Origin of the sequence: Micromonospora sp. NPDC005367, assembly GCF_040606825.1 — a bacterium.
Classification (GTDB): Bacteria; Actinomycetota; Actinomycetes; order Mycobacteriales; family Micromonosporaceae; genus Micromonospora.
In genome coordinates, this window is record NZ_JBEXFP010000036.1 from 29,327 (window position 1) to 50,156 (window position 20,830).

Annotated in this window: 22 protein-coding genes; 10 read left to right on the forward strand and 12 right to left on the reverse strand. The window is 68.8% G+C overall.

What is annotated here, in order from left to right; genetic code table 11:
* Nucleotides 1–15 precede the first annotated feature (15 nt).
* The 6 genes from ABZS42_RS22625 to ABZS42_RS22650 all read right to left on the reverse strand — a co-directional run bounded on the left by ABZS42_RS22625 (nt 16) and on the right by ABZS42_RS22650 (nt 4,977).
* Complete coding sequence (locus ABZS42_RS22625) at nt 16–303, reverse strand: trehalase-like domain-containing protein (protein ID WP_355148293.1); 288 nt, start codon at nt 301–303, stop codon at nt 16–18.
* 141 nt (nt 304–444) lie between these two features.
* Nucleotides 445–1,200, reverse strand: a complete 756-nt coding sequence (locus ABZS42_RS22630; protein WP_355148295.1) for an SDR family oxidoreductase — start codon at nt 1,198–1,200, stop codon at nt 445–447.
* Between the two features lie 160 nt (nt 1,201–1,360).
* Complete coding sequence (locus tag ABZS42_RS22635) at nt 1,361–1,975, reverse strand: TMEM175 family protein (RefSeq protein WP_355148297.1); 615 nt, start codon at nt 1,973–1,975, stop codon at nt 1,361–1,363.
* Between the two features lie 259 nt (nt 1,976–2,234).
* Nucleotides 2,235–2,999: a DUF427 domain-containing protein gene (locus ABZS42_RS22640; RefSeq protein WP_355148299.1), complete on the reverse strand. Its 765-nt coding sequence runs from the start codon at nt 2,997–2,999 to the stop codon at nt 2,235–2,237.
* 169 nt (nt 3,000–3,168) lie between these two features.
* Complete coding sequence (locus ABZS42_RS22645) at nt 3,169–3,366, reverse strand: hypothetical protein (protein WP_355148301.1); 198 nt, start codon at nt 3,364–3,366, stop codon at nt 3,169–3,171.
* 111 nt (nt 3,367–3,477) lie between these two features.
* A complete protein-coding gene (locus ABZS42_RS22650; protein ID WP_355148303.1) occupies nt 3,478–4,977 on the reverse strand; it encodes an FAD-binding oxidoreductase in 1,500 nt (499 codons plus the stop codon).
* A 361-nt stretch (nt 4,978–5,338) separates the two neighbouring features.
* Between ABZS42_RS22650 and ABZS42_RS22655 the strand changes: the two genes are divergently transcribed.
* Nucleotides 5,339–8,602 carry a glycoside hydrolase family 97 catalytic domain-containing protein gene (locus tag ABZS42_RS22655; protein WP_355148305.1) on the forward strand — a complete coding sequence of 1,088 codons (3,264 nt, stop codon included), beginning with the start codon at nt 5,339–5,341 and terminating at the stop codon, nt 8,600–8,602.
* Nucleotides 8,603–8,749: 147 nt separating this feature from the next.
* On the opposite strand, the gene ABZS42_RS22660 is transcribed toward ABZS42_RS22655, so the two are convergent.
* On the reverse strand, nt 8,750–9,484 hold the full coding sequence (locus ABZS42_RS22660) for a GNAT family N-acetyltransferase (protein WP_355148307.1): 735 nt from the start codon (nt 9,482–9,484) through the stop codon (nt 8,750–8,752).
* A gap of 154 nt (nt 9,485–9,638) precedes the next feature.
* On the opposite strand from ABZS42_RS22660, the gene ABZS42_RS22665 reads away from it, so the two are divergent.
* From ABZS42_RS22665 to ABZS42_RS22680, 4 genes are all read left to right on the forward strand, one after another.
* On the forward strand, nt 9,639–10,337 hold the full coding sequence (locus ABZS42_RS22665) for a hypothetical protein (RefSeq protein WP_355148309.1): 699 nt from the start codon (nt 9,639–9,641) through the stop codon (nt 10,335–10,337).
* Nucleotides 10,334–10,681, forward strand: a complete 348-nt coding sequence (locus tag ABZS42_RS22670; RefSeq protein ID WP_355148311.1) for a transcriptional regulator — start codon at nt 10,334–10,336, stop codon at nt 10,679–10,681. Before ABZS42_RS22665 ends, ABZS42_RS22670 begins: the two co-directional genes overlap by 4 nt.
* A gap of 78 nt (nt 10,682–10,759) precedes the next feature.
* Nucleotides 10,760–11,335: a GNAT family N-acetyltransferase gene (locus ABZS42_RS22675; RefSeq protein ID WP_355148313.1), complete on the forward strand. Its 576-nt coding sequence runs from the start codon at nt 10,760–10,762 to the stop codon at nt 11,333–11,335.
* The gene (locus ABZS42_RS22680) at nt 11,305–11,832 is read left to right on the forward strand and encodes an HAD domain-containing protein (protein WP_355148315.1); all 528 of its coding nucleotides are present in this window, start codon (nt 11,305–11,307) and stop codon (nt 11,830–11,832) included. Before ABZS42_RS22675 ends, ABZS42_RS22680 begins: the two co-directional genes overlap by 31 nt.
* Nucleotides 11,833–12,271: 439 nt before the next feature.
* On the opposite strand, the gene ABZS42_RS22685 is transcribed toward ABZS42_RS22680, so the two are convergent.
* Nucleotides 12,272–12,694, reverse strand: coding sequence for a MarR family transcriptional regulator (locus ABZS42_RS22685; RefSeq protein ID WP_355148317.1), 423 nt, complete (start codon nt 12,692–12,694; stop codon nt 12,272–12,274).
* Nucleotides 12,695–12,838: 144 nt separating this feature from the next.
* Between ABZS42_RS22685 and eno the strand changes: the two genes are divergently transcribed.
* The 3 genes from eno (at nt 12,839) to ABZS42_RS22700 (ending at nt 15,528) form a co-directional block, all read left to right on the forward strand.
* Complete coding sequence (gene eno / locus ABZS42_RS22690; RefSeq protein ID WP_355148319.1) at nt 12,839–14,146, forward strand: phosphopyruvate hydratase; 1,308 nt, start codon at nt 12,839–12,841, stop codon at nt 14,144–14,146.
* Nucleotides 14,147–14,270: 124 nt separating this feature from the next.
* Complete coding sequence (locus ABZS42_RS22695; protein ID WP_355148321.1) at nt 14,271–14,588, forward strand: DUF6176 family protein; 318 nt, start codon at nt 14,271–14,273, stop codon at nt 14,586–14,588.
* Nucleotides 14,589–14,727: 139 nt separating this feature from the next.
* A complete protein-coding gene (locus tag ABZS42_RS22700) occupies nt 14,728–15,528 on the forward strand; it encodes a maleylpyruvate isomerase N-terminal domain-containing protein (RefSeq protein WP_355148323.1) in 801 nt (266 codons plus the stop codon).
* Nucleotides 15,529–15,616: 88 nt separating this feature from the next.
* On the opposite strand, the gene ABZS42_RS22705 is transcribed toward ABZS42_RS22700, so the two are convergent.
* Entirely contained in the window at nt 15,617–16,228 is a 612-nt protein-coding gene (locus ABZS42_RS22705) for a DedA family protein (protein ID WP_355148325.1), read from the reverse strand.
* Between the two features lie 334 nt (nt 16,229–16,562).
* Here ABZS42_RS22705 and ABZS42_RS22710 point away from each other — a divergent pair, with 334 nt between their 5' ends.
* Nucleotides 16,563–17,441 (forward strand): oxidoreductase, encoded by an 879-nt coding sequence (locus ABZS42_RS22710; RefSeq protein ID WP_355148327.1) that lies wholly within the window; start codon nt 16,563–16,565, stop codon nt 17,439–17,441.
* A 239-nt stretch (nt 17,442–17,680) separates the two neighbouring features.
* Here the strand turns inward: ABZS42_RS22710 and ABZS42_RS22715 are convergent, their stop codons facing one another.
* A complete protein-coding gene (locus tag ABZS42_RS22715) occupies nt 17,681–18,277 on the reverse strand; it encodes an XRE family transcriptional regulator (RefSeq protein ID WP_355148329.1) in 597 nt (198 codons plus the stop codon).
* Between the two features lie 65 nt (nt 18,278–18,342).
* On the opposite strand from ABZS42_RS22715, the gene ABZS42_RS22720 reads away from it, so the two are divergent.
* Nucleotides 18,343–18,969, forward strand: a complete 627-nt coding sequence (locus ABZS42_RS22720) for a class I SAM-dependent methyltransferase (RefSeq protein WP_355148331.1) — start codon at nt 18,343–18,345, stop codon at nt 18,967–18,969.
* A gap of 139 nt (nt 18,970–19,108) precedes the next feature.
* Here the strand turns inward: ABZS42_RS22720 and ABZS42_RS22725 are convergent, their stop codons facing one another.
* The gene (locus ABZS42_RS22725; RefSeq protein ID WP_355148333.1) at nt 19,109–19,492 is read right to left on the reverse strand and encodes a VOC family protein; all 384 of its coding nucleotides are present in this window, start codon (nt 19,490–19,492) and stop codon (nt 19,109–19,111) included.
* Nucleotides 19,493–19,622: 130 nt separating this feature from the next.
* Nucleotides 19,623–20,693: a hypothetical protein gene (locus tag ABZS42_RS22730; RefSeq protein WP_355148335.1), complete on the reverse strand. Its 1,071-nt coding sequence runs from the start codon at nt 20,691–20,693 to the stop codon at nt 19,623–19,625.
* Nucleotides 20,694–20,830: the final 137 nt, after the last annotated feature.

Genomic DNA, 20,830 nt, shown 5'->3' on the forward strand with positions numbered 1-20,830 from the left:
TGCGGTCGTTGAAGATCAGCGCCCAGAGGGTCGGAATGTCGGCGCGTACCGTGGCCTGAACCTCCGGCCCGCCGCCGCGGTACGAAGCACGAGTGTGTCGGTCAGGTAGGCACGTTCCGTGCTGAACCCGCCTTCCGGTCGGATCTCCCAGTGCCCGGCGTTCTCGTCGAGCAGGTTGGCGAAGACCGACGGAGCGTCGAACCGTGCGGGGCACCACCAGTTCACCGAGCCGTTGCGGTCCACCAGCGCCGCGCGGCGGCCATCGGCCAGGAAGCCGTGCTCGGCGATTCGTCCGCCCTCCATGGGCGGGGACTACCCGAGCGGAGCGGAGTGACACCACGTCGGATCGGCCAAGCTCCTACCGGAGCGCCGCCGACAGGCAGCCCGGAGACGCCCGGATGACCGTGCCCCCGCCGCGAGACGGTCGCGCAGCTGGGCGTCGTGTTACCTACCGGACCCGGTCCGGTCCAGCCAGTCGGCGTACTTGATCTCCCCGAGCACCGCCCCGTCGTCCGGCACCAGACTCCGCTCGTCCAACTCGGAGCCGAAGTAGCGGGCGTGCGGGTCGGTGGCCACCTCTCGCGGATCACCCAGAGCAGCCAGGGCGTTGCGGAAGAACTCGTCCATCCGGAGCTGCTCAGGACCGGCGATCTCGACCCGACCGTTCACCGGCGAGCCAACCGACACCCGGCCGAGAGCCTCGGCCACCTCGTCGCCGGCCATGGGCTGGAAGAGTACGGGTGCCATCCGGACCGTGTCACCGTCCGCGGCGGAGTCGGCGATGCCCTTGACGAACTCGAAGAACTGCGTCGCGTGCACGATCGAGAACGGGATCGACGAATCTTCGATCAGCTTCTCCTGCGCGAGCTTCGCTCGGAAGTAGCCGTTCTCGGGCAGTCGATCCGTCCCCACGATCGACAGGGCCACGTGGTGCCCGACACCGGCCGCCGCGTCCGCGGCCAGCAGGTTCCGGGTGGAGGTCTTGAAGAACTCGAGCACCGCCTCGTCCTCCCATGAGGGGGCGTTCGCCACATCGACCACCACGGACGCGCCGGCCAACGCCTCGGCCAGGCCCTCGCCGGTGATGGTGTTGACGCCGGTCTTCGGCGACGCGGGCACCGCGTCGTGACCCTGTTCGCGAAGCTTCGCCACGAGCTTCGACCCGATCAGGCCGGTGCCGCCGACCACCACGATCTTCATGTCGATCCTTCCTGTTGACCGGGGCACCAGTTGCCATCCGGTCACTAGTTAAGACCGGGAACATCCCGGCCTGTGACATCTCCAGAAAAGTGCCGCCCATAGGCGCGCTACCGGTGTCCCGGCGGTGTAAGCGGGGTCCTGCCTCACCGGCCGCAGGCCCTCAGGCGGGAGCCTCGTTCTGATGCAGCGCACGGTAGATGCGGCGGTCGGGGACGACCCACATGATCACGATGAGGACGAAGCATGTCATGGCGATCCAGACACCGACCTGCCCGTCCCGGTCGATCGTCAGGGCACTGAGGACGCCGGCGACGTCGAACGCGATGGAGAGCTTGCCCTTGAGGTCGGCTCCGACGGCCCGGTGCAGCGGTGAGTCCGGTCCCTCCTGCCGGATGATCACCGTTTGGAGTACGACGTAGGCGATCGCGGCGCTGAGCAGGTTCAGGCCGTAGATGACGACCGGAGTCTGTTCGAACTTCGATTCGGAGACCCAGGCGGTCGTGAACGGGACGAGCGAGAGGCAGAACAACAGCCCTAGGTTTGCCCACAGCGCACCGCCGCTGACCTGGCGAACCAGGTGGAACATCTGATGGTGGGTGTTCCAGTAGATGCCCACGAACACGAAGCTGAGCAGATACACCAGCAGCCCGACTCCGCTGGTGTGGATGAGGTCGAAGTAGCTGTGCCCCTCCGGGACCTTCAGCTCCAGCACCATGATCGTGATGATGATGGCGAGCACGCCATCACTGAACGCCTCAAGCCGGCCGGTTCTCACCGCGGCACCCGTCCTTCTCCTGCTGATACGCGACGCCGTCGTGGCTTCGGGGATTTCTCCAGCAGCCGAGACAGGACTGCGACGCCGTCCGTGACGCGGTGTGCTCGCCGTCACAGCGGCCGGGCCGGGATGCGACCACGCGCGGCGGACGCGACGTGGCCGACCGCACCGGCGACCCGAGGGGCAGGTCCAGCTGGGGGATACCCGCCGGTGGGAGCGCTGCCGCCCGGTGCGGTGCTCGGCCGGCCGACGGTCGCCGTCAGGAGAAGTGCGTCTTCGGCCGGGTGAGCCGCTGGCCGTCGACGACCAGGTCGACTTTCTCGTTGTAGAAGGCGACCAGCCCGGCGATCGGGAGGAGCGCGCTGGTGGGGAACTCGTACGACCAGGCGAGGTCCGGGTGGACGGTGTCGCCGACGCGTACCGACCAGTAGCGGCTCGTCCGGCCCTTGTACGGACAGGCGGTCGTCGTCCTCGACCCCACGAGGTGCTCGAAGTTCACCTCGGTCCGGTTGAGGTAGTAGCGGGTGGGCAGCCCGGTTTCGAAGACCAGCACCGGTGACGCCGACTCGGCCAGTACGAGCCCGTCGAGTTCCACCCGTACCCGCCGGGTGGACCGCAGCGCATCGACCCGGGTGTACGGGTCGCGGGGGTGCACGAAGACCTCTTCGTCCTCCTCGAACCAGCTGTCCATCGCAGCCCAGTCGAACCGGATCGTGTCCGCCAGTCCGGGCAGCGCGTCGCCTCCGTAGCATCGAGCGGACGACGGGCGGGACGTCTCACCGACGCGCAGCCCGTGCACCTGTCCGGTCCCACACGGGATCCGCTCCGTGCGGTGCTCATCGACCAGCAGACTGCGGTTCACGTCGCTGAGCGGGATGTAGTAGTGGGGGTAGAACGGCCACTCCCACACGTACTGTGCCCGCCTGGTGTCCAGCACCAGCTCGCCGGCGAGGTACGCGCGGACCCGGCGAGGCACTGGCTCGACGCGGTCGTCCGGGGCCATCGCCTGCGGATGATCTCGCACAGTTCCTCCAGCTCACGATGGGCCGGCTCGAAGCGGCACCGGCTCAACGATCAAGAAGCCTTCGACGTCTCGCGGCGGTCGACGCCGGCCACACCCGACCCGTGCGGCGGCGCCGCGGCCGCGCCGACATGTCGCGCGTGCCGCTCACGATTGTGTACCGCCAGGAGGGTCAGTGGTCGGCGCCTCGGTCCGGCTGGGTTCTGGCGCGAACAGCGGCCTCCAGTCGCAGGCCGAGACCGATGAGGACGAACAGCCAGGCCAGGATGAACGGGCGGTCAGTGGTCGTGCCGAGGGTGAGCATGGCGATGAGCAGCCCGACCGCGATGGCCGCGGTACCGACGTTCCGCAGGGTGACGGTGATCAACACGCCGCTGAGTGTGTCAGGCCAGGGCGACCGGTGGTTCGGCCGGTGCCGCGGCGAACGTCCGCGCGGGGCGAGGAATCCTCACCCCGCGGCCGGACGCCACCTTTCCACCGCTCAGCAAGACGCCGGCGGGATACTCTGCTCGTACTGGAAGACGTTGTGCGGGTCGTACTTCCCCTTGATCCTGCGCAGCCGATCGACGTTCGGCCCCCAGTAGGCGGTTTCCCACTCCGCCATTGCGATGTTCGGCACGTTGACGTACGCGCCGTCGACGTAGGGCCGCAGCGCCTGACTGAACTCGGCGATCCAGTTCTGAGCGACCGGGGTGAGCGCGTCGCCGCTGTCTGGCACCCCGCGGGTGCCCCAGCCCGCGCCGGGCTCGGAGTAGAAGAGCGCGTCGCGGTGCGGGAACGCGGTGCCGCCGCGGGGCTCGCTCCGCTGAGCCCCCGTGCCGAAGGCCTGCGTGAAGAAGTTGCTGGCATCCGAGGGGGCGTCCTCCATGAAGGCACGGATCACGCTGATCGCCTTCTTCGGAAGCGGCTCATTGGTGAACTGCGAGAAGAACTTCCAGTTCGCCGGATCGTCCTCACTCGGGGTCTGGAATCCGGCGTATATGTCGCCCCAGCCGCCGGTCTGCACCGTGATCTCGGGGTTCCCGATCGAGAGGATCGGGCGGAGCAACTCCTTTACCTCTTCCTCCGAACCATCCGCGAGCACGCCGAACAGCAGGATCTGGGATTTGTGGATTTCGAGTTGGGTTCCGAGGCGGCGGTCGCTGAACGGCGCGGTGCGCTGCCAGGTGTCGAAAACCCCGTGCAGGTCGTCGATGCCTTCCCAGGTGGCTTGCAGGTAGGCCACGCTCCTGAGTCGAGCCGCCTTGTAGGTGAGTGAGGTGACGATCCCGAAGTTGCCGTTTCCCGCTCCGCGCAGCGCCCAGAGCAGGTCCGCGTGGTTGTCCAGGTCGACCTCGATCGCCCTCGCGCCGTCGGCACCGGAGGCGACGACGATTTCCGCCCCTATCAGGCTGTCGCAGGCCATGCCGAGGTAGCGGGTGAGGAAGCCGAAGCCGCCGCCGAGGGTCGCGCCGGACAGGCCCACGCTTCCCTCCGTTCCAGTCGTGACTGCGAGGTCGTGCTCGGCGAGCGTGGTGACCGCCTCCAACTGATTGAGCCCGGCGCCGACTTTCGCGATGCGGGTGGCAGCGTCGATGTCGGCGGACTTCAGCTCGCTGACGTCGATCACGATGCCGTTGTCCACGTTCGACCAACCCTCGAGGCTGTGCCGGCCACTGCGTACCCGCAGGGCCACGTCGTGCTGCCGTGCCCAGGTGAGGGCGTTGACCACGTCCTGGGTCTCCTGGGCGAAGACGATGACCAGCGGATTGCGTACGAAGAGTTCGTCCCAGCCGAGGCTCGCGGTCGGATATTCGGGGTCCCCGAAACGGACGACGCGGCCGGTCAGTTCTGCCGGCGGGCATTTCGCGCCGGAGGACAGATCCCTGCCATCTGCGGCGAGGGCGGAAGTGCCGTCGGCGAGGATTCCCGGGAAGACGACCGCCCCGGCGCCGACGGCCGCCGCCGCGCCGAGCAGTTTGCGACGAGAAAGGTCGTGCATGGTCCGCATTCCTCTCGATTGGGTTACGCCAGCATTCGACCAAGAAGAATTCTTGCCCTGCATCTGACGCGCAGCCTCAAGTTAGTACGGAGGACGTTCGGCAGGATATGAGACGTTCTGCATGAACCCGGTCGAGTGATGCCGTGTCGCTCGTTGCGGCGCTAACCGGACGATCGTGTCGGGTGGACGAGCTGGCTCCAGCTCCGAGGAACGCTGATTCCTCGGAGCCGAGAGTGTTGACCACCGGCGCCCGTCATCCCTAGGGTCCCTGAATGTTTCGGTCGGGTTACCGCCGCTTCGGGCGAGGATGGGACAAACGATGAACAGTGCTGGCCGACGGCCGACGCTGAGGACCACATTGGTGGCAACGACAGCCCTCGCGATCTCGGCCGGGCTCTTCGCGGCGCCGGCGTGCGCGAACGAGCCGGTGGCTCCAGCCGCACCGGCGGCTGTGACCGCGGTGCCCGAGAGCGCCGGGCAGGTGGTGAAGTCTCCTGACGGATCGCTGGCCGTCGCGATCAGCGCGGACAGCGGACGGCTCACCTACAGCGTCACGAACCGCGGCAAGGTGGTCGTCGGCGCTTCCGGGCTCGGCATCGACCTTGCGGGACGACCCAGCCTGACCCAGGCCATGAGCATCGAGTCCGTCCAACGCCGCACGATCGACGAGACGTGGAAGCCGCTCTGGGGGACCGACAGCAAGGTCCGCAACCACGCTCGTGAACTCACGGTCCACGCGGTGCAGGCTGACACCGGACTCCGTCTGGACCTCATCGTGCGCGTCTTCGACGACGGCGTCGGGTTTCGATACCACATCCCGGCCCAGCCGGGTCTCGACGCCTACACGGTGACCGCCGAGCGAACCGAGTTCGGTCTGGACCCTGCCTCGCGAAGCTGGTCGCTAGCCGCCGGCACGGACTGGAACGCCGACGAGCAGCACTATCGTGACCAGCCACTGTCGGCCGTACCGACCGCACAGACGCCCATCACTCTGGCGGCCGGCAACACCTACATGGTGGTGCACGAAGCCGACCTGACCGACTACCCGAGCATGACGCTGAAGGCGGTGCCGGGTCGGCCCGGCCTGTTCTCGAGCGACCTGATCAGCCTGCCGGACGGCACCAAGGCCAAGCTGCGCGGCGAGTTCTCCACTCCGTGGCGGACCCTGACCATCGGTGAGCGGCCCGGTGACCTGGCCGAGTCCCACCTGATCGAGAACCTCAACGATCCGTGCGCGATCTGCGCCGGCGACACATCCTGGATCAAGCCCGCCACGTACGTCGGCGTGTGGTGGGAGCTTCAGCGCCGCCAGACCACCTGGAACTACGGGCCGAACCATGGTGCCACCACCGATCGCGTGAAGCAGTACATCGACCTGGCCAAGCGGGCCGGTTCCAAGTACGTGCTGGCCGAAGGCTGGAACTCGAACTCCGGTGGTGCCTGGGCGAACCAGGACTTCCTCACCCCGCAGCCCGACTTCGACCTTCCCGCGGTGCTCGAGTACGCCGAGCAGAACGGCGTCGAGTTCATCGCGCACAACGAGACCCGGGGCGACGTCGACTACTACGACGCGCACATCGAGGAGATCTTCTCCCGGTACGAGGAACTCGGCATCCACGCGATCAAGACCGGCTATGCCACCAAGTTCCTGTTGGGCGGGGTGAACCGCAGCCACTTCGACCAGGAAGCCGTCCGGCACTACCAACGCGTGATCGACGCCGCGGCCCGCCACCACATCACGATCGACGCCCACGAGGCGATCAAACCGACCGGGCTGGCCCGCACCTACCCCAACATGATGACCGGTGAGGGCGTCGCCGGGATGGAACAGCAGAACTACAAGGGCGTCAACGGCAACCCGCCGGCGCAGGCCACCATCCTCCCGTTCACCCGGTTCATGGGTGGTCCGGCCGACTACACCCCCGGTGTCCTGAACGTGACCTGGGACCCGGCCAAGCTCGGCACCCGCGTCCAGACCACCTCGGCCGCCCAGCTGGCGCTGTCCACGCTCTTCTACAGCCCGATGCAGATGCTCGCGGACACCCCCGAGAACTACGCCGCGCATCCGGGCGTCGCGTTCCTGAAGGACATGCCCACCACCTGGGACGAGAGCCGGATCCTCGACAGCGCGATCGGTGACTACACGACGGCGGCCCGGCGGCACGGCGAAACCTGGTACCTCAGCGCGATCACCGACGAGAACGACCGAACCCTCAAGATGCCCCTGTCGTTCCTGTCGCACGGCGAATACGTAGCCGAGATCTACGCCGACGCGGCCGGGACGACCTGGCGCGGGAACCCGTTGCCGATCGAGATCAGCAAGGTGCTCGTCCGCTCGTCGACCACGCTCAGCATGTCCATGGTCGCCGGAGGCGGGCAGGCGGTCCGGATCCGGCCGGCCACCAGGGAGGACCGACGCACGCTCGACCGGTACACCCCGCCCCGCCCCAGCTTCGGGGCCGCCCAGGCCACCCTGGACGCGGACACGCAACGCCTGACCGTGACCGCGCCGCTCACCAACTCCGGAAGCACCGTGGCGGCTGTCCCCACCCAACTGGTCCTCGACGGGCGTGCCGTCGGCGAGCCGCGGACCGTACGGATCGCCGGAGCTGGAATCAGCAACGTCGAGCTGACCCTGCCGGCGAGCCAGGTCCCTGACCAGGATTTCAAGGTCGCCGTCGGCTCGCCGAACGGCGAACGCGGTAAGCCGACCCGGGTCACGCAGACGCGGTCGATGCTGCAGCTGATCCGCCAGCTGCACAAGTCCGGCGCGGTGACGCGGACGGCGTTCACGACGCTGCAACGCCGAGTGGACAAGGCCGAGTCCGAGCTGCGTCACGGAGACGTGACGGGACGGCTGCTCGCGCTTCAGGACTTGCGCATGGACCTCTACCGGCTGCCGGTGCCGCAGGTCGGTGCGCAGGCACGGACCGCGATCGACGACCTGCTCAGCATCCGGCTCGGCTCTCCTCGCGGGTTGCTCTCGATCGCCGGAGACGTACGACTGGCAACCGATCAGGGGAGTATCGTCCCCGCACTGTCGCAGCGGCTGCTCGACGAGATCACCGCTGCGGCCCAGTCGGCATCCGGAGACGACAACGCGGCGATGCGGGACGCACTGGACCGGTTCGGTGCCCTCGTCGCTACCGCTCCGGCTGGACAGGTCACCCCTGACGTCGCTGCGGACCTGCTCGCGTCCATCGGCGTGATCACCGCCGGTCCTCGTACCTACGAGGCGGAGGCCGCACAACTGCTCGGTTCGGCCTGCCTGCGTACCGATCACACCGGTTACACCGGCACCGGCTTCGTGGCCTGTCTCAAGACCAAGGACAGCGGCCTACGCTTCAACTCCGCGGTAGCGGCGGACGGTTACTACACGCTGCGAGTTCGGTACGCCAATGCCATGGGCGATACCCGGACCATGACCCTGAGCAGCGGAACCGAGTCGTACTTGCTCCAGTTGCCGACCCTCGCGAACTGGGACGCCTGGTCCGAGCACACCGTCACACTCCCGATCGCCGCAGGCGAAGCCGTGAACCTCGTGTTCGGGCCCAACGACGACGGCAACGTCAACGTCGACTCGATCACCCTCGAGCCGGACCTGGGGGTCGTCAAGCGAGCATGAGGTTGACGACGGGGAGGGCCGGCCCAACGGGTTTGCCCTCCCCGTCGTTTCTGCCCGCCGTCGGGCCGCCTCGACGTGGTTCAGCAGCCGGGTTCTGGAAGATGCGCTTCGGGGCTCTCCGGCGGTCGTCGCCGCGGCCCGAGCCGCTCAGAACGACAGCAGTCGGAACGTGCCCACGGTGCGGAAGCCCAGGTTGCGGTAGACGGGCTCGCCGATGGCGGTCGAGGTGAGGGCCGCGTTGCGTACGCCGTGCTCGCGGGCCAGGTCGAGTGCCGCCCGGGTCATCGCGGCGCCGATGCCCTGTCGCCGATGTTCGGGTTGGGTGCCGACGTAGTAGAGCGTGAGCAGGCCGTGGCTGAGCCAGGCGACGGCAGTCCCGACGATCCGGCCGTCGTCGGCGCGGCCGGCCAGCCTGACCACTGTGCCGTTTCCGGTGAACGACCGTTCCCGGTTGATCGCCGCCGGCACGCCGGCCGCCGGTATGCCGGACACCCGGGCGTAGGCCGTTACGAACTCGTCCACGTCGGTGGTCTCCGTGATGCGGACACCGGTGGGGACGGGGGTGGGGGAGGCCTGAGCGATCGGCACCGCCATGATCGGCAGGGTCATGATCGGGATGGCCCCGAGGGACGCCAGGGCGTCGGCCGTGCCGACGTCGCTGTCCGGTCCGACCCACCAGACCCGCGGCACGCCGTCGAGGCGTCGGCGGGCCTCGGCGAGGGCGTCCGCCGGGTCGCGCCCGTGCAGGCGGAGCACGCCGTTGAGCGGCGGGTGCGGCACGTCGCTGCGGTAGGTCACCAGGCCGGTGCCGCCGGCCTCACCGATGTTCCAACCGAGCAGGTACGCCCGGTGCGCCGCGAGCAACGTGTCGATCGACTCCACGAGTTGATCTTATCGAGACCCGGCTGGCAGACGTTGTGACCTGGGCCAACTCTCACAGATGACGACCCTCGGGTGCCGGGGCGGGTTCGGGCGTTCGGGGCCGCAGTTCGGATTGGCGCTGGCGCCAACTGGTTTGTTATGGAAACCTATTGGCATGACCACTCATCCAATGGCTGCAGGGGGCGACCCTCACCGGTTGCTCGCACAGGTGCGGCACCTCGCGCGTCGGGTCCGGCTCGCCCAGCGGGTGACCTGGCTGCCGCTGCTGGTGCTGGCCGTGATCACGTTCGCGGCTGTCCCGGCCCACCGCTACGGCTGGCAGGTCACCTGCGTGCCGGTCGCCGACGGCGAGATGTGCCACGGACGCAATCTCGCGCTGATCGCCTACTGGCAGGTCGCGACGGCGATGGCCTACGTGGCGATCGCCTATGGCTACCTGCGGGCCGCCCGGGCCCGGGGGTTGGGCGGCCGGGTGATGCCATACGTCCTCACGGGCATCGCGCTGAACGTCCTGGTCCAGCTCGTGGCGCTGCTCATTGCGAATGAGGGATGGGGAATGTCCGAAGGTTTGGAACGGCCCGACGGGCTGGCGATGTTCCTGACCCGCCTCATCGACTGGGGCCCCGCGATCGGCGTGGCGTTGCTGGTCCTGGCGTGGCTGGAACGCCACCTCGCGCTGCTGCTGTTCGCCGCCGGATACCTGGCGGTGCTGCTGGTGCCGGTCAACTTCGGCTGGGGCACCCACTGGGGAGGCAACTGGCAGTTCCTGCCACCGTTGGTCATCCAGGGCGTCGTGCTCCTGCTCGGCGGCCTTGGCTTCGTCCTGGCGCAACGACCGTGGCAGCACCGATGAGCGACCCGCTCGACGAGCCGGAGCCCACCGCCACACACCCGGCCAACGGGCTCGACGACGTGGTGCACCAGCGGGTCCGGCTGGGCATCCTCACCATCGCCCGCGAGGCGCGGCGGGTCGAGTTCGGGTTCCTGCGTACCCAGTTGGCGCTGACCGCCGGCAACCTGTCACAACACCTCGGCGTCCTCGAGTCGGCCGGCCTGATCGAGGTAGAGAAGGGCTACGCGGGCCGGCGCGCCCGCACCTGGATCACGCTCACCCACGCCGGGCAGGCCGCGCTCGCCGACGAGATCGCCCGGCTCAAGCAGCTCATCGTCCGGGTCGAGACCGCCGACGGCCGCTAGCGACGACCAGCGCCCAGAAGTCCGACACCGGCACCGTGCTGGTCACGGGTCCTGCGGCCGTGTTTCCATGCCGCAGTGATGAGCGAGGACGTGTCCGGCGTGGACGTACCCCCGATTGTCCGACAGCGGACTGATCGCGACCTCGCCGCCTGTGTGCGGGTGTTGGCAGAGGTCCATGAGCGCGACGGTTATCCGGTGAACTGGCCGAGTTTTCCGGACGCCTGGCTCACGCCGCCGTCGCTCATGGCCTCCTGGGTGGCGGAACTGGATGGCCGCGTAGCCGGCCATGTCGGCCTTTCCCGGAGCGACGTGGGAGACGCGGCACCAGGGCTGTGGGGTGCCCGTGCAGGCGTGAGGATCGACGCGACGGCCGTGGTCAACCGACTGTTCGTTGCACCGTGGGCCCGCGGGCGTGGGGTCGGTGCGCTGCTGATGGCGCAGGCCGTCAGCGCAGCACAGGATCGCGGCCTGCATCCGGTGCTCGACGTGGTGGCTTCTGACACTGCGGCGACGGCCCTGTACGAGAGGCTCGGCTGGCAGTTGCTGGCCACGGTCGAACAGCAGTGGAGCCCCGAGCAGACGGTCGCCGTCCGGTGTTACGCGTTCCACGGTACGTTCGACCGGTGCTGCCCGGCCCGACCCGACGCCCCTTGATATTCCTCGATGTGGACGGGCCGCTGATCCCGTTCAAGGCCCGGCTGGTCGGCCGCAAGCATTCCTTCCGCCGTGCCGTCACGCAGCCGCCGGCCGATGCGGGCAACCCACTTCTCGATCGGCTTGACCCGGATGACGGGCGCCGGCTCTCGGCTCTCGGGGGTCAGCTGGTCTGGGCGACGACGTGGATGGCGGAAGCGAACGAGGTCGTCTCACCACGGCTCGGGCTTCCGGATCTGCCGGTCGTCGAATGGCCCGACAGCGACGACGATCCGAAGCACGGCCTGCACTGGAAAACGATGCATCTGGTCCGTTGGGCAGCTGGGCACCCATTCGTGTGGCTCGATGACGAGACGACCGATGTCGACCGCCGATGGGTGGCCGCGCATCATTCGGAGCGGGCGCTGCTACGCCGCATCGACCCCTACGTGGGTCTCACCGAAGCCGATCTCTCGGCCGTCCGTCAGTGGCTCGTGCAGGATGAAGGTGCAGCTTGATCACCTGCACCTTCACTCCGCCAATCGAATGTTTCCGCATGTCCAGCGGCGGTCAGCTCCAGAACGCACGTCCTGGAGTGTCATCAGGGGATCTTGGCATCGGATGATGCAGCGCGTGGGTCATCGCGGTGAGTCGTCCGACGTCGAACGGACGGGGACGTCCTTCAGGCGCCGGTCGCGGCCGGCCAGCCGGCGTGTTCCACCGCCCACGCCAGGACGTCGTCGGCGACCTCCTCCCACGCCTTCTGTGCGGGCAGCGGCCCGGTGAGGTGTGACAGGAAAGGATTCTGGCTCCTTGGTGCGCGCCCGACGCCGCCTCCCCTCGATGGGCGAGGTCGGTTTGGACGTCGGCGCGCGCTGACCTACCACGCGACGCTCTTCGCCGTCGACGGGCTCAGCTCCTGCGAGTAGCGGACCACGGCTGACGCGTGCCGGCCCGCTAGTGTGCGGCGAGCCGCTCCAGCAGGGCGGCGCTCTGCGCCAGCAATGCCCGCTCCTCATCCGTGAGTTCGGCCTCGATGGCCTGCGCGAGCCAACCGGCCCTGCGGCCGCGTTCCGCTTCGAGCGCGGCCCGGCCGGCGTCCGACAGTTCGACCAACGACTTGCGGCCGTCGGTGGGGTGCGCCCGGCGGGTGATCAGGTTCTGTTCTATGAGCAGCCCCACCGTCCGGGCCATCGACTGGGGGCGTACGCGCTGATCGGCGGCGAGGTCGCTGGTGGTCATGGCGCCGTCGCGGTCGAGTGCGCCGAGCACGGCGACCTGGCCCAGCGGGATCCGGTCCTCGTGTTTGACACGTCGGGTGAGCTTGCCGATCGCGGTGCGCAGTTCGGCGGCGACGGTGGCGGCTTCCGGGGTGGGCATGCGGCACTTTACCTCGTTGGCCAGCTGTGCAGCCGGCCTGTACAGCAACACTGAACAGCATTGCTGTAGGGTTTGTCGCTGTCGGGCTCAGCGCCAGCGTTGTCGCAGCCGGGCCACGGCACACGGCAACGGGGAGGAACACCCATGCCCGCAACGGCAGTCGGAACCATCGACGCAGCCATCGAAACCGTCACCGCCCGCCGGATCATCGACAGCCGGGGAAATCCCACGGTCGAGGTCGACGTCGTCCTGGCGGACGGGTCCCTGGGGCGCGCGGCTGTGCCCTCGGGCGCCTCCACTGGTGCCCGGGAGGCCCTGGAACTGCGCGACGGAGACCCCGCGCGCTGGCACGGCAAGGGCGTCGACCGCGCGGTGGCCCACGTCAACGGAGAGATCGCGGCGTCCGTGCGTGGCCGGAACGCGGCGGACCAGGCGGGTCTCGACACCGCGCTGGTCGCCCTCGACGGCACCCCCACGAAGTCTCGGCTCGGCGCGAACGCGATCCTCGGCGTCTCCCTCGCCGCCGCGAAGGCTGCCGCGGCGGCCCACCGCCAGCCCCTCTACCGCTACCTCGGCGGCGCCGACGCCCACCTGCTGCCGCTGCCGATGATGAACATCGTCAACGGCGGCGCCCACGCCGACAATCCGCTGGACTTCCAGGAGTTCATGATCGCGCCGGTGGGCGCGGAAACCTTCGCCGAAGCCGTCCGCATGGGCAGCGAGGTCTTCCACACCCTGCGCCGCGATCTGCTGGCCGCCGGGCACTCCACGGGCGTCGGCGACGAAGGTGGCTTCGCACCCGCGCTGCGCACCGCTGAGGAGGCGCTGGACTTCGTGATGGCCGCCGTCGAACGCGCCGGCTACCGGCCCGGCACGGACATCGGCCTGGTCATGGACCCGGCGTCGTCGGAGTTCTTTCGCGACGGGGTGTACGACTACGCGGGCGAGGGAGTGCGCCGTACCTCCTCCCAGCACGCCGACTACCTGGCCAGGCTCATCGACGCCTACCCGGTCGTCTCCATCGAGGACCCGATGGCGGAGAACGACCTGGACGGCTGGCGCGAGCTGACCGCCCGCGTCGGCGACCGCTGCCAGCTCACCGGCGACGACGTCTTCTGCACCAACGAGACGCTGCTGCGCGAGGGCATCCGTACCGGCGTCGGCAACTCGGTTCTGGTCAAGGTCAATCAGATCGGGACCCTGACCGAGGCGCTGGCCGCGGTGGCCACGGCCCACCAGGCGGGCTGGACGGCTGTCATGTCGCACCGCTCGGGCGAGACGGAGGACACCACCATCGCGGATCTGGCGGTGGCGACCGGCTGCGGTCAGATCAAGACCGGCTCACTGTCCCGCTCCGACCGCACCGCGAAGTACAACCAGTTGATCCGGATCGAAGAGGAGTTGGGCGACTCGGCGCGCTTCGCAGGCCGCTCGGCACTGCGGCGGGCGTGAACAGCAGGTAGAGGTGGAGGCTGTGCGGAGCCCCCGAGCACGATCGGGGGCTCCGCCCCGTTTGGCGGCGGGCTCGTGGGACAGACAGAGCGTTGCTCGTGAGGGCTCAGCAGGGGAGATGTCAATGCTCAAGATCAAGGTGTCCCGAGTGCGACCGGACAAGGTCGAGCAGCTCAAGGCCTGGCTCGCCGAGGCTACGCGGCGGGCCGACGAGATCCGGGAGACGTTCGTCAACGAGGGCGTCACCCACGAACAGGGTTTCATTCTCGAAACGACGGATGGGCCGGTCTTTGTCTACGCCGTCGAGTCGGCCGACTACGAGGCGGCTGTGCGGGCTTTCCAGGAGTCGCCGTTCCCGATCGACGCCGAGCACAAGGCGGTCCTGGCCGAGGTGCTCGACGGCGAAGTGAATGTGCCACTTCTACTCGATGTACGCCTCTGATCGACTGTCACTGAGCCATTTCATCGTGACGGTGCAGGTCACGGCAGGTGCAACTCTGGCGCGGCAGCGCTGCGGCGCCCCGCCTCGTCCGCTGCGAAAATCGCTGTTCGCTTGTCGGGCGCATTGGTAGAAAGCCGGAGTGGCAAATACTTTGACGTTCTCCGATCATCTGCGGCTGATCGACGAACGGTCGACCGCCTTCCGCGTCGCGGTCGCTGCGGCGCCCAGCCTCGACGTGCCGGTGCCGAGCTGTCCGGAGTGGACGCTGTTCGATCTCGTGCAGCACCTGGGCATGGGCCGCCGCAGGGCGGCCGCCATCGTCGCCGCCGGGCCGGCCGACGCTCCCCCGGGCAAGTCCGCTTGGGACGACGGCACGGGTGCGCCTCGGGAACGCGAGGCTCTCCTGGCCTGGTGGACCGAGTCCCTCGAGCGACTGACGAGCGCGCTGCGCGAGGCCGGCCCGGACCGCGGTTGTTGGACGTTCTGGGGTGACTCGCAGTCACCGGAAACCTCCGGTGCATGGGCTCGGCGCCAGGTTCCGGAGATCGCGGTGCACACCTACGACGTCCAACTCACCGTGGGGGACCCGGAGCCGCTGCCGGACGAGGTCGCCCTCGACGGCTTCGACGACTGCCAGTTCACCCTCTGCTCGACGGATGTCGCCTGGCCGCACGAACCCGCCGTCGTCGATTACCACGCCACCGAGGGCCACTCTTGGCGCCTTCGGCTGTCCCGCAACGGCGCATGGGCCGCCCGCCTCGGCGCGCCGGCTGCCAGCGACGACCCGGACCCGGACCCGGTCGACGCCTCCGCCCGGGGCACGGCCAGTGACCTGGTCCTGTTCTTCTACGGCCGCATACCGCCGGATTCGCTGAAGTTGGAGCTGGACGGCGACCGTCGCATCTTCGATCAGCTCATCGCCTGGGACCCGTCCGTTTGAGGGTTCCTAACAAAATGATCGCTGGGCGCCCACCCCCGGAGGCGCTACCGGCCCCGCCATGCTGCCCGCGCGGGAATGACCGGAGAGGTCAGCGGGCCTGCCTCTGGCGTCGATGCCACCACACCCGCAGGACGGCGGCGACGCCGATCAGGGTCAACAACACCCACTGGCCGATCCCGAACTCCCGCTCGAGGTGGTGGTAGGAGGCGGAGGCGAGATAGCCGAGCAGGGCGACTCCGGTCGCCCACACCAGCGCCCCGGACAGATTCGCCCACAGAAACGTCCGCCGGCGCATCCCGCCTGCGCCGGCGGTCAGGGGCACCATCACCCGCACGACCGTGACCCAACGGCCGAACACCACCGCCCATGTCCCATGCCGGGCGAACAGGCGACGGGCCCGCGCGATGTCGAGGTGACGCCGCAGCGGCCCAGGGACGTGCGCCAGCACACCCGGCCCGTACCGTCGTCCGAGGGCGTAGCCGACCTGGTCGCCGAGGCACGCTCCGACAGTCCCGGCGCCGGCCACCGCCCAGAGCGGCAGCGCGCCGTGGTGGGCCACCAGGCCGCCGATGAGGATCGCTGTCTCTCCCGGTACGACCAGCCCGAGCAGGGTCGACGACTCCAGGGCCGGTAGGACGAGCACCGACGCCAGGACGAGCAGCGGTGGCAGCCCAGCGAGCACGGTGACCACCCTGTCCATCCGCTGATTGTCGCCCCGAACGGGTCGATGATCAGGCAGGAATCCCGTTCGGCGTTGGGCCGTCTCCTGCGCTAATGCGACGTCGTCCTTACCGACGACGGAAGACCCGGAGATCATTCTGAAACTCCACGTGGCCGCGACCGCTCCGCCACGATTAAAAGGCGCGCTATCGGCGATCCGCGTCGCCGTATCGGCCCATCGGGGATCCGCCGGGGCGGTCATGCTCCGGGGTCGCGCGTGCCCTGACCATGAATAACATAACGCCGATCTTGGTGAGGCGCCATCGGGCGCGCGACCGACTGCGCAGGTCAGCGGGCGTGGCTATGTTCGTCCGATGCCTACTCATGAGATCACTGCGGCATCGGCGGGTACGTGGACGCTCGGCGACATGACAGTCAATCGGATCGGGTTCGGCGCGATGCGGTTGACGGGCGGCGCCGCGTTCGACAGCGACGGCACGCCGAGCGACCGCGATCGGGTCATCGGCGTGCTGCGCCGTGCCGTCGAGTTGGGTGTGAACCACATCGACACCGCGGCGTTCTACTTCTCGCGGCTGCGTTCGGCCAATGAGCTGATCAACCGGGCGCTGGCGCCGTACCCGGACGATCTGGTCATTGCCACAAAGGTCGGTCCGGGTCGCGATCCGTCCGGCGACTGGTTGCCACTGGCCCGGCCGGATCAACTACGGGGCCAGGTCGAGGAGAACCTGCGGCAGCTCGGCCGCGACCACCTGGACCTGGTGAACCTGCGCCAACACGGTCTCGACTCGATCGCCGAACACTTCGGCGCGCTCGCCGAACTGCGCGACGCCGGCCTGATCCGGCATCTGGGCATCTCCAACGTCCGCCCGCAACATCTCGCCCAGGCCCAGGCGATCGCTCCCGTCGTGTGCGTACAGAACGCGTACGGCATCGACAAGCGCCTCAGCGAGAAGACCCTCCGCACCTGCGGCGAGCAGGGCGTCGCGTTCGTGCCGTTCTACTCGATCGCAGGTGACGGACGTGACGCCGGCGGTGTCGCCGACAGCGAAGCGATCCGCGCTATCGCACGTGCGCATGGCGCCACGCCGGCGCAGGTCCGAATCGCCTGGACGCTGGCGCGCGGCCCGCACGTGTTGGCCATCCCGGGTACGGGCAACCCGGATCACCTGGTCGAGAACGTGGCCGCCGGCGCGCTTCGCCTGTCCGCGGACGAGCTGGCGAGCCTGGACTGACGGCCGCCGGGCGGCTGCGATCCGGCCGAACTCGACACGGGGATCGCCCGGCGCCTGCCCGCCGACGGCGCGAGGAGCCGTGCGCCGCCCACACCTGAGGCGCGTCCGCGCCGGCCACCTCGAGCCGGACACCCGCACGATTCTGCCGGTGCCCCGACCGAAGCCCGGTGGTGACCCACCTCGTTTGATGATCGTGCGCCTGCCGCACCGCCGCCGGCTGCCCGGCAGGCGCACGATCACTACCGATTCGGAGCTGAGCCCGGTGCGGCCCGGACGTGCACGCGTTCGCCCTGCCTGCCGATGAGGCTGAGGTACTCGACGGGACCGGCGCTGGTGGACCCGAACCAGTGCGGGGTGCGGGTGTCGAACTCGGCGGCTTCGCCGGCTCGAAGGATGAGATCGTGCTCGCCGAGGACCAGACGTAGCGTGCCGTTGAGGACGTACACCCAGTCGTAGCCCTCGTGGGTGCGCAGGTCCGGTTCGCGGTCGTCGCGTCCGGTGGGAAGGACGAACTTGTAGGCCTGGATTCCTCCGGGCCGGCGGGTCAGCGGCAGGATGGTCGATCCGTCGCCGGCGGCGATGGGGCGCAGGTTGACGCGGGGATCACCGGTCGGTGGCGCGCCGACGAGCTCGTCGATGGTGACGCCGTAGACGCGGGCGAGCGGGAGGAGTTGTTCGAGCGTAGGGCGCCGCAGGCCCGCCTCGAGCCGGGAGAGCGTACTGACGGAGATGCCGGTCTCCTTCGCCAGGTCGGTGAGCGTGACGTCGCGGCGGGCGCGAAGCGTCTTCAGCCTCGGGCCGACGGCGTCGAGCGTGCGGTCCACGTCCTCGTTCATCGCCCCAGTTTTCCATTCGGCAAAGAACTTTGCCGGTTCGTCCGATACGCGGTCAGGATCGCCCCATGACCCACGCATTCGACAAGGACTACTGGGACCAGCACTGGCACCAGAAGCACGGCGACTCGCCAGCCTCCGCGGCCGGCGAACCGCCGAACCCCTACCTGCCACGGGAAACCGGCGACCTGATGGTCGGCAGCGCGCTCGATGCCGGGTGCGGTGCCGGCGCCGAGGCGATCTGGCTCGCCGCGCACGGCTGGCGGGTCACCGCGGTCGACATCGCCTCCGAGGCCCTCGCCCTCGCCACCGAGCGCGCGGCGAACAGCGGCATGGCCGGGCGTGTGCAGTGGATCGAGGCGGACCTGACCAGCTGGGAGCCGGGCATGCGGTTCGATCTGGTCACGACGCACTACGCGCATCCGGCGATGCCGCAGTTGGCCTTCTACGACCGGATAGCCGCATGGGTGGCGCCCGGCGGCACCCTGCTGATCGTCGGGCACCTGCACGCTTCGACGGCAACCGGGCACGGGCACCACCCGCCCGCCGAGGCCTCGATCACCCTCGAGGACATCACCGCGCGCCTGGACCGCGCCCAGTGGGAGATCAGCACCGCCGAGGAACAGCTCCGCGCGGCCGCCGGCGGGACGGTCCCGCTGCACGACGTCGTCGTGCGTGCCACCCGGCGCGCCTGATCACACCACCTGGTCAGCGACGGGGTATGAGATCGCCGCGGTCCGCCGTCGGCGCGCCCGTTGCTGGCGAAACGGGCGCGTCGAACGTGACGATCACGGCTGGTCCGTCACGGAAGCCGGCCGGCAGGGTGCCTGGGCTTCAGGAACTCATCGCGGCTCGGTCGGACTCGCTGCGAAGGACACAGAATTCGTTGCCTTCAGGGTCGGCGAGGACTGCCCAGCCAGAGCCATCAGGATTCCGGCGATCGGCGACGAGCGTGGCGCCGAGGCCCAGCAGCCGCTCCACCTCCGGGTCACGTGAACTCTCCGGGCGCAGACATACATGGACCCGGTTCTTGACCGTCTTGGGCTCGGGCACCTGGTTGAAGTACAGCGCCGGGCCCTCCGCCAACAGCAGCTGAATCTCCGGGTCGCCCGGTTTGTCGTCCGGATGCAGCGGGCGGCCGGTCACCTTGCTCCAGAACTGGGCCAGCGCGTAGGCGTCCGCACAGTCGATCGCCACGTTCTGCAAAACCGAAACCATGCGCGTAAGACTTCCTGACTTCTGCTCCGGACGCCATCAGGCTGCGCTCAACCGTTGCACACAGCCGAGGTCGTCGGGCTTCACTCGATGTGGGACACATCGACTCGCTTGGACGATTGACGGCTCATGGTCAATCGCGTGGCAACTGCTCGATGAGCTGGTGGAACTCGTCCGGCGGGAAGATCTGCTCCAGTTGCCCGTTCTTCATCTCGGCACGCAGGGGGTGTAGACGGCCCTGGTGGAACCAGTGCACGTCGAGACTGACCCGATCGAGGGCATCCGATCCGACGTTGTGCACCAGTCGCAGTACCGGCTCGATGGTGGCGAGATCACGAGCCTTGCGGATCGGGACGGCGATGATCTGGTGCTCACGGGGGACACCGATGATCGCTCCGTGCGGAAGGTCGTCGCCCAGTAGCTCGTTGAGCCGCACCAGCTGCGCGACACCGGACACGCCCTGGTCGGCGATGACGTACAGCGGTGAGTATTCGCCCTGGTCGTAGGGTTCGACCACGACGTCGTCACGCCGCATGTTCGCGATCGCCCGCATGATCAGATCGGCATGCGAGGTGTTCCAGCGGGACGTCAGATGGCCGAGGACGGGATAGGCCTGCTGAAATCGGCCGGATTCGTCCGGCCCCATCGCGACGAGGAGCGCGACCACCTCGTCATTGAGGTGGACGTATATCCCGTCCGGGCCGAGGTCCGAGCTTCTCGCAGGAATCAGGCGGAGCAGGGAGTCACGCTGAGCGGCGGGCATCGCCAGCAGCTCGCGGCACGGGCTGTGCCTCGTACAGTCGTCGGCCGGGGCTGCCGGGGCAGCGGTTTCCGGCGACCTGTTTCCCAGCCCGGCGCGCAGCCGGATCGTGACCCGCCCGGCCTGGTCGGTGTCCAGGGGATAGATGGTGTTATTCATGATCGGACCCGTGATGACGGCGGGGCCGGTGATCGGGGGCGCGCCGTACTCGGCGGCGAGCCCGCTCGCGGCAGGATTGGGACGGCCAGCCCGGGGCCGGCCAGGGTTGTCTTCGGCGTGCCACAGGGTCAGGTCACCGCCGAGCCGTGTGGACCGGATGTTCTCCGAACCGAGCAGGCGGGCCACCTCCTGCACCAGATCCATCCCGAAGGAGTTGGTCGTCCGCTGCTGAGGGCCGTCAGCGGTCACGAGCACGAGCTGTGAAGCGCTGCCTTGAGCTGCCATCCACGAATGATATGGCGGACATCGAAAACCGCGATAGCCGGATCGATGGCCCGAGCCTCATTCTCGGGGCGGTGGGCGGTCGGAAGCGCCTGTCTGCAACAGAGAGTCACCGGCCTCCGACGCATCCTTCGGTACGC

Bases quoted from the DNA above. Each gene is read 5' to 3' on its own strand.
- ABZS42_RS22710 (WP_355148327.1), top strand. From the start codon at position 16,563: ATGCCTACTCATGAGATCACTGCGGCATCGGCGGGTACGTGGACGCTC.
- ABZS42_RS22650 (WP_355148303.1), bottom strand. From the start codon at position 4,977: ATGCACGACCTTTCTCGTCGCAAACTGCTCGGCGCGGCGGCGGCCGTC.
- ABZS42_RS22630 (WP_355148295.1), bottom strand. From the start codon at position 1,200: ATGAAGATCGTGGTGGTCGGCGGCACCGGCCTGATCGGGTCGAAGCTC.
- eno (WP_355148319.1), top strand. From the start codon at position 12,839: ATGCCCGCAACGGCAGTCGGAACCATCGACGCAGCCATCGAAACCGTC.
- ABZS42_RS22695 (WP_355148321.1), top strand. From the start codon at position 14,271: ATGCTCAAGATCAAGGTGTCCCGAGTGCGACCGGACAAGGTCGAGCAG.
- ABZS42_RS22685 (WP_355148317.1), bottom strand. From the start codon at position 12,694: ATGCCCACCCCGGAAGCCGCCACCGTCGCCGCCGAACTGCGCACCGCG.
- ABZS42_RS22625 (WP_355148293.1), bottom strand. From the start codon at position 303: ATGGAGGGCGGACGAATCGCCGAGCACGGCTTCCTGGCCGATGGCCGC.
- ABZS42_RS22730 (WP_355148335.1), bottom strand. From the start codon at position 20,693: ATGGCAGCTCAAGGCAGCGCTTCACAGCTCGTGCTCGTGACCGCTGAC.
- ABZS42_RS22725 (WP_355148333.1), bottom strand. From the start codon at position 19,492: ATGGTTTCGGTTTTGCAGAACGTGGCGATCGACTGTGCGGACGCCTAC.
- ABZS42_RS22675 (WP_355148313.1), top strand. From the start codon at position 10,760: ATGAGCGAGGACGTGTCCGGCGTGGACGTACCCCCGATTGTCCGACAG.
- ABZS42_RS22705 (WP_355148325.1), bottom strand. From the start codon at position 16,228: ATGGACAGGGTGGTCACCGTGCTCGCTGGGCTGCCACCGCTGCTCGTC.
- ABZS42_RS22720 (WP_355148331.1), top strand. From the start codon at position 18,343: ATGACCCACGCATTCGACAAGGACTACTGGGACCAGCACTGGCACCAG.
- ABZS42_RS22715 (WP_355148329.1), bottom strand. From the start codon at position 18,277: ATGAACGAGGACGTGGACCGCACGCTCGACGCCGTCGGCCCGAGGCTG.
- ABZS42_RS22670 (WP_355148311.1), top strand. From the start codon at position 10,334: ATGAGCGACCCGCTCGACGAGCCGGAGCCCACCGCCACACACCCGGCC.
- ABZS42_RS22665 (WP_355148309.1), top strand. From the start codon at position 9,639: ATGACCACTCATCCAATGGCTGCAGGGGGCGACCCTCACCGGTTGCTC.